We start from the raw sequence: 13,679 nt of genomic DNA, 5'->3' as shown, positions 1-13,679 counted from the left end.
GTTAGCTCAACTCCTTCACTGGTTTTCGAATTTGCTGCAAAAACTGATCAAATAACGCATTCGCATCACTTGGACCTGGTGCCGCCTCTGGATGATATTGCACGCTAAATGCGCTCCCATCTTCCAATGCAACCCCTTCAACCGAACCGTCATTAACGGCTTGATGAGTAACAAAAAGCGGGGTATGTAGCAACGATTCCGCGTCGATCGTATACCCATGATTTTGTGCAGTCAGACTTACCGTTTGCGTTCTCAAGTTTACTACAGGGTGATTTGATCCCCGGTGACCAAACTTCATTTTTACTGCGCGCCCGCCAAGCGCGAGGCATAACAGCTGATGGCCTAAGCAAATCCCGAAAATTTTTGTTTTTCCGACAAGGCTTTTTACAACGTCCACACACTCAGGAATATCCCTCGGGTCTCCAGGTCCATTGGAAAGCATCACACCATCAGGGTTCTCTTTAAGAATGTCTTTGGCCGATGTATTGTATGGAACGACATGCACTTCACAGCCCCGCTTTAACAATTCCCGCATAATGTTTTGCTTTGCGCCGTAATCAATCAAAACAATTTTCGGGCCGTGGCTACCTGGTACGCTAAATGAATGTGTCGTACTCACTTTTGCAACTTGGTTTTTAGCAGCATTTTCAGATTGCAACTGCTCAATTACGCGATCAACACTCGTCTCTTCGTTACAAATCACCGCGCGTACGGTCCCTTTGTCTCGGATTAATTTCGTTAGCTTTCTTGTGTCGACTCCTTCAATTCCTGGAACATCAAAACGTACGAGCAATTCATTGAAAGACTCGCTATGTTTCCAATGATTCGGATATGGGGAAAGAGATTTCACAACGACGCCGTGCAACGAAGGGGCAATCGTCTCAAAATCTGAACGGTTCGTGCCGTAATTTCCGATCAGAGGATATGTAAATGTAATAATTTGTCCGCTATAAGACGGGTCAGACATAATTTCTTGATAACCCGTCATTCCTGTGTTGAAAACAATTTCGCCACTTTGTTCTTTTTTACTTCCAAATGCTCTTCCTGTAAATACGTGTCCATCTTCTAAAATGAGTTGACGTTTCACTTACACCACTCCTTCAAGGGCATGAATGTTTTTTTTCTGTAGAATTTCTTGGAGAATCGCCATCCGGCAATACACACCATTTTCCACTTGTTGAAAAATTCGTGATCGTTGGCATTCAACGACTGAGGAAGCGATCTCAACGCCTCTGTTAAACGGTCCAGGATGCATAATAATGCTGTTTTTCTTCATTTGTTTTTCGCGTTTCTCGGTGAGGCCATACTGCTCGTGATAGTCGTTCATTGCCGTTCGTTCTTCATGGCGTTCGTGTTGTACCCGAAGGAGCATGACGACGTCACTCGTTTGAATGGCTTCTTCCATGGTAATGTGACGACAGTGGTGCGCCTTCTCGTTAGACCAAGCCTTCGGTCCTGCTGTCATGACATTTGCGCCTAACTTTTGCAAAGCGATCATGTTGGACGCGGCTACTCGACTATGGACGATATCACCTACAATCGTCACGTTCAGGCCGTGAAAGCGGCCAAACGATTCTTGAATTGTAAACAAGTCGAGAATCGATTGGGAAGGGTGCTGGCCGCTCCCATCGCCAGCATTAATAATCGGAATGCCAATCCCTTGCAGTGACTCATAAAACGCCGTCGTTGAATGGCGAATGACAGCGGCCTCTGCGCCAATGGCTTGCAATGTTCGTACCGTGTCGTACAGCGACTCCCCTTTTTGAACACTGGAATGGTCAGCATCTACATTGAGCGGGGAGAGACCGAGACGCTTTTCTGCAGCTTCAAAAGAAAGCTTCGTTCTCGTACTCGGTTCATAAAAGACGTTTGCGATAAAACCGCTACCCCCAACATGCCCCTTTTCCCCTTGCTTAAAGCGTTTTGCTGCTTCTAGAAGCTTGCCGATCTCTTGCACTGTTAGGTCTTCCATTGACGTAAAGTTGTGCACTGTCATACCCATCACTCCTCTGTATTGTCTTCATCCATGCTATCGAACAGTTTCCCATTTCCATAGCCAAGATCTTTATTTGGCAATATTGCGTGGAGAAACATCCCAATAAATGTGGCGAGCGCCATAGACGGGATAACGAGATCATCGGTGATTTCAATAAAGGCGCCACCAATCCCAATCACTAAGATGACGGATGCGATGACGAGATTTCGGTTCTCTGACATGTCTAAACGATTTTCTACCATAAGTCGAAGCCTGATGAAGCGATAATTCCAAACAGTAAGATCGACACACCACCCATTACGGATGTCGGTATGCTTGCAATAAACGCTTCAATCTTGCCTGAGAAGCCAAACAAGATGGCAAACACCGCCGCTCCCCCGATGACGAACACGCTAAAGACGCGCGTGATGGCAAGCACCCCAATGTTCTCACCATACGTCGTATTCGGTGGACCTCCAATTAAACTTGCAACGATTGAGGCAACACCATCACCGAGCAACGAGCGATTTAACCCCGGGTTTTTAATGAAATTCTTCCCTGTAATTTTACTGAGTACCATCTGGTCACCGATGTGCTCTGCCATTGTGACAAGCGCAATCGGGGCCATAATTCCGATGATCGTTAACGAATAGATCGGGTCAACTGTGAGGTAAGGGATGGCGAAGTCAGGCACATGAAACCATGCGGCTTCCCTTACCGGTGTCAAGTCGACGATGCCAACAACAATGGATAGCAAGTAGCCAGATACGAGACCGATCAGTACTGGAATCAGTCGGAAAAAGCCTTTAAAAAACAATGAGGAGACGATGGTTACTCCTAGTGTGACAAGGGCAATGGTAAAATGTAACGGTGTATCAACAAAGTCTCCTGTATCTTGATTATAATTCATCGCCATCTCAATCGCCGTTGAGGCGAGTCCAAGCCCAATTACCATAATCACAGGACCGACGACAATCGGAGGTAATAATCTTAGCAACCAGTTTACGCCAAAAGCGGTAATTAACATTGCTGTCGCACCGTACACCACACCGGCGGAGAACGTCCCGAGCATCACAGCCCCGGGTCCGCCAAACGCCATCGCACTGATGAGGGGGCTAATAAAGGCAAAAGAAGAGCCGACATATGCAGGAATTTTCCCTCGGGTAACAACGAGATAAGCGAGCGTCCCTAGTCCGCTCGAAACGAGAGCGACAGACGGGCTTAATCCTGTCAAGATCGGAACTAAAATGGTTGCTCCAAACATGGCAAACAAGTGCTGCATGCTGAGGATGATCCATTTCGCAGGTTTAGGTCTTTCGTGTACGTCGAGTATTGCGTTTGGATTGCGATTCATGTTGTTTCCTCCACCTCATCATTTTCATAAAAAAACCCTTTGCCCAAGGAGCAAAGAGTTGACCGCACACTGACAAAAAGGGAAGCGGTGTTCGCCACACTTTTGACAGGTTACAACCTCTTTACAGCCTCACGGGACCATTTTAAAGAGAAACGTAATGTTATTGATTTTGAAGAAAGACGGAGTCGGAATGATCCACCTCTTGTAAGCTCACGTGAATCGTCTCACTGGACGAAGTCGGTACGTTTTTGCCTACGTAATCGGCTCGGATTGGAAGCTCACGATGGCCTCGGTCTACGAGAACAGCTAGCTGAATTTGTGACGGCCGTCCAAGGTCCATCAAAGCATCCATAGCTGAGCGCACGGTTCTGCCCGTATAAAGCACATCATCAACGAGTATGACACGTTGATTCTCAATGGATGTTGGAATTTCAACTTGGTGAATTTCTGGGTCTTCTTGCTTTTTATGAAGATCATCTCGATACAATGTGATGTCCATGCTTCCGACGGTTACATTCACATTTTCGATGCGTTCGATATGCTCTTTTAAACGGAGTGCGATCGGGTATCCTCGTGTTTTGATTCCGACGAGAATCGTGTCACTCATCCCTTTATTCTTTTCAATCATCTCATGTGAAATACGCTTTAGCGCCCGATTCATGGCAGCTTCGTCGAGTAAAATCTGCTCTCCTGAGCTCATGTGTACACCCACTCCTTTACGTAGTACATAAAAAACCTCTCCAGTACGGAGAGGTTTTGGGCACACTTAACTGCAGGCAACCACATGTAGGTCGTTGCTTTTCGCCAGGTTCCTTCTCAGCCTCTCCGGACTGTGTTAAAGGGCTATTCATTTCTTAGATCATTATTTCAGATAATAGAGCGACTGTCAATCCGCTCTTTAATGTTCTAAATTGTTAATTAAAGACTGCATATCATGTGGAAGCTCCGCCTCAACGGTCATCGCTTCGCCGGTCGTCGGCTGAATAAACGTCAACGCCCGAGCGTGTAACGCTTGTCCTGCAATCGGTAAGCTATTTCTTACCCCGTACTTCGGGTCTCCAGCGAGAGGATGACCGATATACTCCATGTGCACCCGAATTTGATGCGTTCTACCCGTTTCCAATCGACATTCGACAAGCGTGTATTTAGCAAATCGTTGCATCACTGAAAAATGTGTAATGGCCTCTTTTGAATGCAAGTCAGTCACCGTCATCTTTTGTCGATCTTGCACATCTCGTCCTAGTGGAGCATCAATCGTGCCATTTTGGTGAGAAATAATGCCGTGGACAATCGCCACATACGTACGTTTCAACGTGCGTTCTTGCAATTGCTTAGCAAGCGCTTCGTGGCTGGTGTCATTTTTAGCGACAATTAATAACCCACTCGTATCTTTGTCAATTCGGTGGACGACACCCGGGCGAACGGTATCATCGTTAACGGATGACAACTGCTGCTTCATGCCGAGCAGCCCATTCACGACCGTGCCGCTCGTGTGACCCGGGGCTGGATGAACAACCATACCTCTTGGTTTATTAATCACAAGTAAGTCGTTGTCTTCGTAGCAAATGTCTAGCGCTATATCTTCCGGAACGGCTCGGATTGGTTCCCGCTCTTTCGGTATAACATGAACACGGTCGTCTTTCGTTACTTTATAATTACTCTTCGAGGTTTCGCCGTTGACCGTTACATGGCCCTCGACAATCCATTGTTGAACGAGCGTTCTTGATACCGTCATTTTTTCTGCGACGAACTTATCTAAACGGTAATTGGCTTCTTGCTCATCAATGATCCATTCTATTTCATGCAGATTCATGATTCTTCTCCTTTTTCTCTTTACGATCTTCCACGAACATGAGCACTAATAAAACGATGACACCGATCGTTAAAGCAGCATCTGCCACGTTGAAGATCGGAAAACTGTAACTTCCAATGTACACATCAACAAAGTCAACGACTTCATTACGAAATAGGCGATCGATAAAGTTCCCAATCGTTCCTCCTAAAAGGACGCCAAGCGAAATACCGTACCATTTGTTTTGCTTGGCGAGCTTTGGCATGTAATAAATAATCCCGACCGTTACAATGACAGTTACGATGTAAAATAACCACATTTGTCCTTGCAATATCCCAAATGCAGCACCCATGTTTCGATGCGAGGTAATATGTAACACGTTTTCGATAATTGGAATAGTCTCAGCAATTTCCATGTTCCGATCAACAGCAATCTTCGTGATCTGTCGATGCCAATAATAATTAGTGCCAGCAAATAATATAAAATCATTCTGTTTGTTCGCTCCTTTACAATGAAAGAAGACATGAAAGGAAGGCGGTAAACACGTTACCGCCATTCATTGTCTCGTTCTAGGTGGCGATGATGGCTAGAGACGATATGCACGTGCTCAGCTCCAGTGTAACCCTCAATACCTGTGCTTGCATAGCGCTCATACTCTTCCGTAAACCCAGGGGCATCTTCTACCCAGCCATCATCGGTCGCCGTTTCCCTATATCCTTCATCTTCGGTTGTGTTTAACAACTCTTCCCAAAGATCCGTGGCTGAATCAAATGTTAAAGCTTCGCTTGGTGGCGCATGCATCGCCGGTTCCACGTGCCTCGTATCGTTCGCTTTTTCAATAATCGTCAGAGCTATCGGGCTCGCTAGCAACCGCTCAATTGGGATTTGTTGACCTGTCACTTCACAAATGCCGTACGTCCCTTTTTCCACTTTCTCGATCGCTCGCATCACTTGATCGTACTCTTGATGACGAAATTCTTCTAACACCCGGTCTTTACTTGCTTCAAAGTAAATATCACTTGAATCCGCCGGGTGATTGTCGTACACCGACAATTCATTATTTCTGCCATCCACTCGTTCGTGTAAAGCATGTGTTTCAATTTCTCTTTTCCGCCTGTACAAAGCTTGAATCGCATCTTGAATAGAAGCCATTGCCCACATCCCCTTCACGTGACCGGTACACGCATAGCTTCTGACAAATGAGGGAACGTTACTCCATACTTATTTTGCCGGCTCTTCCAAAACAGCACGATCATACGTCGCAACGACGTCCGCACAACGCTCACAGAGCATAGGAAAAGATTGGTTCTCTCCAACATCATCTTTAACATGCCAGCAACGTTCACACGTATCTCCTGATGCTTTTTCAACACTCACGTGCGTGTCTTCACCTTCCAAGACATCGAGTTTGGAAACGATAAATAATTTTTCTGGTGCACTCATTTGCTGGAGCATCTGCTTGATTGATGGAGACACTTTAAGTGATACGTGGGCTTCTAGTGACTTGCCAATTACTTTCTCGGAACGCGCTTCCTCAAGTGCCTTTAACACGACGGTACGCACTTGCAAAAGCTCATTCCAGCGCGCTTCCCTGTCGGCTTCGCTTCAACTTCAAAGCGGCTAGGCATGTCAGAGAGCTGAACAAATGCTTCGTTCGTATCCTCAATGAATGACCACGCTTCTTCCGCTGTATAAGGCGTAATCGGTGTGAGCAATTTCGTGAGCGTAACTAGACTATCGTAAAGAACCGTCTGCATCGCACGGCGGTGCACATCATTTTTATGATCACAGTAGAGGGCATCTTTAGCGACATCCATATAAAACGCACTCAAATCAATGGAGCAAAAGTGGTGAAGTGCTTGATACGTCGCACCGAAGTTGTATTCACGGTATCCTTTTTGTGCTGTATCAATTAAACGATTTAAGCGTTGATACATGAAACGATCCATATCTCCAAGTTCATGATCAGCGACACGGTCGGTTGCTTGGTTGAAGTCATGCAAGTTGCCGAGCATAAAACGTAACGTGTTACGGATTTTACGGTACGTCTCTGACACTTGCTTTAAGATGTCATCAGACACCCGAACGTCGGATTGGAAATCTGTTGATGATACCCACAGCCGTAAAATATCGGCCCCGAGTTGCTTCATCACCTTGGCAGGATCAACCGTATTTCCAAGTGATTTGGACATTTTTTCGCCTTTACCGTCCAGTGTAAAACCGTGGCTTAACACTTTCTTATAAGGAGCGTCACCTGTAACAGCAACGGCGGTGATGAGGGATGAATTAAACCACCCTCGGTATTGGTCAGATCCTTCGAAATACAAGTCTGCTGGACGGTGTTGATCGGCTCTTTCTTCCAAAACGCCTTGATGCGAAGAGCCAGAATCAAACCATACGTCCATAATATCGGTTTCACGTGTAAAGTTTCCGCTCGGGCTTTTTTCAGACGTATAGCCTTCTGGCAACAGATCTTTTGTCTCCCAGTCAAACCAAATGTTCGATCCGTGAGTTCTAAACAATTGTGCCACATGATCAATCGTCTCCGTAGAAATAATTGGTGACCCATCTTCTTCATAGAACACCGGAATAGGAACGCCCCATACGCGCTGACGACTAATGCACCAATCGCCACGATCTCGAATCATATTGTGGAGACGTACCTCTCCCCACTTCGGTTGCCACTCCACGCGAGCAATCGCATCGAGTAAGTCTTGTCTCATATTATCAACACTCACGAACCATTGTTCGGTCGCTCGATAGATGACAGGCTTTTTCGTTCTCCAGTCGTGTGGATACGAATGTGTGATGAACTGCAACTTGAGTAAAGCCCCGTTTTCATCCAACTTTTCCGTAATCGGTTTATTCGCTTCATCATAGAAAAGACCTTCAAAACCTGGAGCTTCGTCCGTCATTTTTCCTTTATCGTCGACGGGACAAAGTGGCGGTAAGCCATAATGTTGACCGATGATGAAGTCATCTTCACCGTGACCTGGTGCGGTGTGTACAGCACCCGTACCCGCTTCTACAGTAACGTGGTCACCTGTCATGACGAGTGATTCACGATCATAAAATGGGTGCTGAGCCGTAATGTTTTCCAATTGGTCGCCAGTCACTGTCTTTACGACGTTCATAGCGTCCCACTCCAACGCCGTTTGAACTTGCTCAAGTAGCTCTTTAGCAACGACGAATCTGCGTTCACTCGCTTCAACGACGACGTATTCATATTTCGGGTGCACAGAAATTCCAAGGTTCGCTGGCAATGTCCACGGCGTTGTCGTCCAGATGATAAATTCATCCGTTTCATCGAGTACGCCTCGTCCGTCTTTCACCTTCATCGCTACATAAATAGACGGTGAACGTTTGTCGTGATACTCAATTTCCGCTTCTGCCAATGCTGACTCTGAAGAAGGTGACCAGTACACCGGCTTTTTCCCTTGATACACGTGACCTTCTTTCGCCATTTCGCCGAATACTTTAATCTGATTCGCTTCAAAATCAGGCGTTAGTGTCACATAAGGGTCATCCCAATCCCCAATCAATCCGAGTCGTTGAAATTGTTCTTTCTGGTTTTCCACTTGCTCCCACGCATACGCCTCGCAAGCCGCCCGAAATTCTGAGATCGACATTTTCTTACGATCGACTTTCTTCGTTTTCGTGAGCGCCGTTTCAATCGGCAATCCGTGTGCATCCCAACCAGGGACGTATGGCGCCTTATACCCATCCATATTGCGATGTCTCACGATCATATCTTTGACGATGCGGTTCATCGCATGGCCGACATGGATGTTCCCGTTTGCGTAAATCGGTCCGTCATGCAAAACAAACATCGGTTTGTCACTGTTCTTCTCCATCACTTGATCATATAAAGCGGCGTCATTCCACTCTTCTAACCTGACTGGCTCTCGATTTGGTAAGTTCCCTCTCATCGGAAATTCCGTTGTTGGCATTCGTAATGTCTTCTTAAAATTCATCGTATCCTCCTATAAACATAAAATAACCCCGTCCACAAAAAGGGACGAGGCTTACCCGCGATACCACCCTGATAACTGCTCGATCGCAGCCACTCAAGCCCAATTATCGCTTGGTCACGTCGTAGTCTACCACTATGCGTTCATAGCTTCTTTACGATAGCTCCGAGGTGATCTTCACAAAAACGGCTCGTATTGGGCTCCCACCGTCCCCAACTCGCTTTGCCAAGCTCGTGTTTTTGTTACTGTCCTCATCTCTGCCTCATATTACGTGTAATTTGCATGTAGTATATTGGAAAATGGCGCAAACGTCAAGTCAACGACTTTCACGATCATCATATGTATGCTGAAGTTCTTGCTCGTCTTCTTCTTGTACATCTGTGAGGCTATCCCAATCTTCATCATCCAACAATTCCAATTGCGCTTCAATTAACATCTTAAAACGCATCCGATAAACAGCCGCTTGTTTCTTAAGTTCTTCAAGTTCTAGTGCAATCTTTCGCGACTTGGATAGCGCATCATTAATAATCCGATCCGCGTTTTTCTCAGACTCTTTAATGATCAGCTGCGATTCTTTCTTCGCGCTCCGCTTCACTTCTTCTGCAGATTCTTGTGCAATGAGAATCGACTTGTTCAGCGTTTCTTCAATATTGGAAAAGTGATCCAATCGACTTTCAAGCTCGTTCACCTTTGTAAACAGTTCTTCCTTTTCACGAATCACCGTCTCATAATCTTTAATCACCTGGTCGAGAAATTCATTCACCTCGTCCATATCGTACCCTCGAAAGCCTTTTGTAAACTGTTTATTATGAATGTCCATCGGTGTTAATGCCAAAACCTACCACCTCCGTATTTATTTTTGTTCTCCATAGTGAATACGCACATTGCCTTTTTTTGTTGTCGTGCCAAGTGACAGCAGTTTCCGCCTGCCGTATTGACGAACCGACAGTGTGTCACCTTCTCTTAGCACAAAGGCAGGTTGGTCGACGACCTTCCAGTTCACTTTCACTCGCTCTCGTTCTACTAACGCTTTCGCCTTAGATCTGGATAGCTTGAAAAGCTCTGCAATGACCGTATCAAGACGAAGGGACGATACAAATCCCGAGCGCTCCTCCCATACTTCACGCATCGGAACAGCCTCGTCTAACGACACGACCTTCGGTAGGATACTCGTATTCCCCGCTTTATGAAAATGGGTGCGGACGAAGTCTTCCATCTCTCCGGTAACAAACCATTGTACAAACGTATCAAACACGTGTAGATCGCCATACATCTCTCGTTTAACACCAAGCCCCATGAGTGCACCTAACAGATCCGGATGACTCAATGAAGTGAATTTTGGGTCAAACGATGCCTGGAACACCGTAATGTGAAAGCGACTCCGTTCTGGGGACTCAAAAAACGGATAGACGAGTGCGCGCTGTCGCTCCGCCTCGTCCACACCTCCAAAAAACGCCACTTTTACATTGTCGTCGGCACCGATAACATCGCGGACGATGTCACATTCTCGAGGGTCTAAAAAACCAGAAAGCTTGGCTTCATAAACCGTTCCGACCGTTTCTTTCCAATCTTGCACGAGTTCAATAAACCCGTGTTCTTCTTGACGGTAATGCTGAAAAATATCCATCCGTTAATAGAAGATGCTCATTGCGCCCATTCGTGCTAGATAAAGCGCAAGCAATGCCACAATCGGTGAAATATCAATCATGCCGATGGGCGGGATAATCTTTCGAAATGGCTCCATTACCGGCTCAACAACTTTGCCGAGTGCTTCCCCGAATTGCGACTCTCTTAACCCAGGAAGCCAACTCGATAACACGTAAATAAACACAGCCAATTGTAACAACGTTAATGCCATTACAATAATGTTTCCGATTAACACCATTTATTGTTCACCTCAACCTCATTTACTCAAATTCTTGTTGTAACACTTCAGAAATCGCCCCTGAAATTTCTACGTTGTCCGGAGTGACTAAAAAGATGTTGCTTCCGACTTTTTGAATGTCTCCACCAATCGCATAAACGGTCCCACTAAGAAAGTCGACAATTCGTTTCGCTTGATCGCGCTGAATGCGTTGCATGTTTAAAATAACCGAACGTCGATTCTTTAAATGGTCAGCTACATCTTGAGCTTCTTCATAGGTACGTGGTTCAATTAACACCATCTTCGCAGACTGCTGCACGCTTTGCAAGCTCACAACGTTCTTCTTATTCTCTGTTGAAGACGAATTCGGATCTTCGGTATGTGGAACTTCAATTTCTTCTTCAATATAATCTTCATCCACATCGAAAAAACGTTTGAATCTTGACTTCATACTCATGCGAACGCCCCCTTTACGATTCGTTTCGTTCATCGCCGACGAGTGTTGAGCCGAGTCGAATGTATGTTGCTCCTTCTTCAATCGCTTGTTCAAAATCATTGGACATGCCCATCGACAATTCTGTGCACGGCGCGTGTTGCCATTTGTAGCTCTGAACCGTCGACTGCAGTTCTTTCAAGTGCTTGAAATACGGCCTCGTTTGTTCAGGATCATCCGTGTACGGTGCCATCGTCATCAAACCGACAACTTCGATCTTGTCAAACTCAGATAACGATTCAACAAAGGAAATTGCCTCATTGGGATGAAGGCCTGACTTCGATGCTTCGCCTGAGACATTCACTTGCACAAAGCAACGAAGAGGTTCGTCCTTCGTATAACGCTTTTGAATCTCTTTCGCTAACGAGCGTCGATCCAATGAATGCAAATAGTTGATCCGGTTGACGACATCTTTCACTTTACGGCTTTGAAGTTGACCGATAAAGTGCCAGCTTGCTTCACGACCTTGAAGGGTATCTTGCTTTTCAAGTAAGCCCTCAGTTCGGCTTTCTCCAAGATGACCAATGCCTGAGTCAAGCGCTTGTTGTGCCGTATTTGTTGATACGTACTTCGTAACAGCAACGGTTGTGACCGCTTGTCCAAAACCGCCCCGCTCACGAGCATTCGTGATCCGCTCTTCCACGAGCTCTACATTTTCTTTCACGCTCATTGGTCATTAACACTCCCACAGTTCAATCCGATAAATGCTGCCATTCTCCCAGTCTTCGCTCCGTCTCGTCGATGTGAATAAAACCAATCTGCTTCTTTGTATGTACAATACGCACTCACATGGAGATTGGCCTCTGGCACTCCAGCACTTTGGAGCAACACTCTGTTCGTCTCTTTTAGATCCAATTGATACTTCCCCGGGTCTGTAGGGTAGTAAGGTCGTCGTGCTGAATGGGGCAAACACGCATCCACTCTCGTAATAATCTTGTCGTTCACTTCATAATTTGCTTGTCCGATCGACGGACCGATGTACGCGTGCACGGTTTGCAGATCCACACCTTCTTCTTTCCAAGCTGCGAGCATGTTGGAGCCGATTTGACCTACCGTACCCTTCCATCCCGCATGAGCTAAACCGACAATCTTCCTTCCTCTCCAATAAAGAAAAGGGGAACACAGTCTGCATAAAGACTCATGAGGGTGACCGTCGGATCAGTCGTATAAAACCCATCTGCACCAGCAATTGCCGTTGCCAACGTTTTGCTCCCTGCCCCGCGGTCGAAAGGACCTACTCGTTGCACGTCGTTGCCATGTACTTGCTCAGCAAATACAAATGATCCTTCGTCACGACCGATGTTGGCTGCAAATCGTGACCGATTTTCTAAGACGTCTTCGGTACGGTCATCAACGTGAAGCCCGAGATTTAATGAGTTATAGGGTGCTGAACTTCCCCCTTGTTTTCGCGTCGAGAATCCAGCTTTCACATCTCTTGGAAGAGATGGAAGTGTAAAATATTCATTTGTATCATCAAATACGAAAGGTTCTTTGGACATGATTCGCCTTCCTTTTCATAATCTCCTCTATATTTTAGCACATTTCCCCTACTGTACGGTAGCAATCGTCATGATATTCAAAAACTCGGGTCACGCGTCCTGCCCGTAAACATAAACGAGTATTACGTCGGTCCCGATTTTTGCGATTTGATTCCAAGGAATCACCATTTCATCATCTTTGCCAAACATTCCGAGCATGCGACCGGAATTGCTAATAATTAACGATTCAATCATTCCCGTCGACAAGTTAATGTCTACATCTCCAAGCATACCGAGACGTTTCCCTGTTTGGACGTTAACAACTTCTTTGGATTGTAGGTCTGTAATCTTGAGCATTGCCAAACCTCCTTTGCTTATCCATATGATGAGTTCCGATGGATTATCTCACTTAAATTGCAACTGATTACAGTACGTGAAATTATTAACGTTTGTCAATTCACAGTACCGACAGATGAAATGAGTAGCGCTAGTTTTGTGCTCCCTCCGATATATACGTAACGAAATACGTTGAACGTAAGAATTTCTTCAAAAACCCATGGTAAGCTTTGTGACGTGGAAACTGCGCTCAAGTTGAAGAAAATCGCAGCAAAAGCGATGGATTCTCATAAACTCGGGAACAGATTACCGGCTCACGTGTACAATCCCCGCGCCGAACCGAGTGCGGTTTCGTTTCGGCCCCAGCGGGGCCGACATGTCGTTGGCACTTCAGCTGGAATCTGCGCGCAAGTTGG

Annotated in this window: 12 protein-coding genes and 3 pseudogenes; all 15 read right to left on the bottom strand. The window is 45.9% G+C overall.

What is annotated here, in order from left to right:
* Nucleotide 1: 1 nt before the first annotated feature.
* On the bottom strand, nucleotides 2–1,087 hold the full coding sequence (carA, locus tag JCM19039_RS02225) for a glutamine-hydrolyzing carbamoyl-phosphate synthase small subunit (RefSeq protein WP_042423545.1): 1,086 nt from the start codon (nucleotides 1,085–1,087) through the stop codon (nucleotides 2–4).
* Nucleotides 1,088–1,990, bottom strand: a complete 903-nt coding sequence (locus tag JCM19039_RS02220) for an aspartate carbamoyltransferase catalytic subunit (RefSeq protein ID WP_042424094.1) — start codon at nucleotides 1,988–1,990, stop codon at nucleotides 1,088–1,090.
* Nucleotides 1,991–2,001: 11 nt separating this feature from the next.
* Nucleotides 2,002–3,329 (bottom strand): annotated as a pseudogene (locus JCM19039_RS02215) (uracil-xanthine permease family protein).
* Nucleotides 3,330–3,489: 160 nt separating this feature from the next.
* Entirely contained in the window at nucleotides 3,490–4,029 is a 540-nt protein-coding gene (gene pyrR, locus JCM19039_RS02210) for a bifunctional pyr operon transcriptional regulator/uracil phosphoribosyltransferase PyrR (RefSeq protein WP_042401941.1), read from the bottom strand.
* Nucleotides 4,030–4,227: 198 nt separating this feature from the next.
* Nucleotides 4,228–5,136 carry an RluA family pseudouridine synthase gene (locus JCM19039_RS02205; protein ID WP_042424093.1) on the bottom strand — a complete coding sequence of 303 codons (909 nt, stop codon included), beginning with the start codon at nucleotides 5,134–5,136 and terminating at the stop codon, nucleotides 4,228–4,230.
* On the bottom strand, nucleotides 5,129–5,677 hold the full coding sequence (lspA, locus tag JCM19039_RS02200; RefSeq protein WP_307190130.1) for a signal peptidase II: 549 nt from the start codon (nucleotides 5,675–5,677) through the stop codon (nucleotides 5,129–5,131). The genes JCM19039_RS02205 and lspA overlap by 8 nt, the downstream gene beginning before the upstream one ends.
* Nucleotides 5,668–6,273 carry a TraR/DksA C4-type zinc finger protein gene (locus JCM19039_RS21405; RefSeq protein WP_052398440.1) on the bottom strand — a complete coding sequence of 202 codons (606 nt, stop codon included), beginning with the start codon at nucleotides 6,271–6,273 and terminating at the stop codon, nucleotides 5,668–5,670. The genes lspA and JCM19039_RS21405 overlap by 10 nt, the downstream gene beginning before the upstream one ends.
* Nucleotides 6,274–6,342: 69 nt before the next feature.
* Nucleotides 6,343–9,095, bottom strand: a pseudogene (ileS, locus tag JCM19039_RS02190) (isoleucine--tRNA ligase).
* 313 nt (nucleotides 9,096–9,408) lie between these two features.
* Nucleotides 9,409–9,927, bottom strand: a complete 519-nt coding sequence (locus JCM19039_RS02185; RefSeq protein ID WP_042423542.1) for a DivIVA domain-containing protein — start codon at nucleotides 9,925–9,927, stop codon at nucleotides 9,409–9,411.
* A gap of 18 nt (nucleotides 9,928–9,945) precedes the next feature.
* The gene (locus tag JCM19039_RS02180; RefSeq protein WP_042423539.1) at nucleotides 9,946–10,719 is read right to left on the bottom strand and encodes an RNA-binding protein; all 774 of its coding nucleotides are present in this window, start codon (nucleotides 10,717–10,719) and stop codon (nucleotides 9,946–9,948) included.
* A gap of 3 nt (nucleotides 10,720–10,722) precedes the next feature.
* Nucleotides 10,723–10,977 carry a YggT family protein gene (locus JCM19039_RS02175; protein WP_042423536.1) on the bottom strand — a complete coding sequence of 85 codons (255 nt, stop codon included), beginning with the start codon at nucleotides 10,975–10,977 and terminating at the stop codon, nucleotides 10,723–10,725.
* Between the two features lie 22 nt (nucleotides 10,978–10,999).
* Nucleotides 11,000–11,413 carry a cell division protein SepF gene (locus tag JCM19039_RS02170; protein WP_042423533.1) on the bottom strand — a complete coding sequence of 138 codons (414 nt, stop codon included), beginning with the start codon at nucleotides 11,411–11,413 and terminating at the stop codon, nucleotides 11,000–11,002.
* A 13-nt stretch (nucleotides 11,414–11,426) separates the two neighbouring features.
* Complete coding sequence (locus tag JCM19039_RS02165) at nucleotides 11,427–12,119, bottom strand: YggS family pyridoxal phosphate-dependent enzyme (RefSeq protein WP_042423530.1); 693 nt, start codon at nucleotides 12,117–12,119, stop codon at nucleotides 11,427–11,429.
* Nucleotides 12,116–12,948 (bottom strand): annotated as a pseudogene (gene pgeF / locus JCM19039_RS22890) (peptidoglycan editing factor PgeF). The gene JCM19039_RS02165 and the pseudogene pgeF overlap by 4 nt, the downstream one beginning before the upstream one ends.
* A gap of 90 nt (nucleotides 12,949–13,038) precedes the next feature.
* Nucleotides 13,039–13,284, bottom strand: a complete 246-nt coding sequence (locus tag JCM19039_RS02155; RefSeq protein ID WP_042401922.1) for a YlmC/YmxH family sporulation protein — start codon at nucleotides 13,282–13,284, stop codon at nucleotides 13,039–13,041.
* Nucleotides 13,285–13,679: the final 395 nt, after the last annotated feature.

It is taken from the genome of Geomicrobium sp. JCM 19039 (assembly GCF_000698145.1).
GTDB lineage: Bacteria > Bacillota > Bacilli > Bacillales > Marinococcaceae > Geomicrobium_A.
The sequence above is the reverse complement of the archived record's forward strand: the minus strand, read 5'-3'. Positions and strand labels throughout refer to the sequence as shown.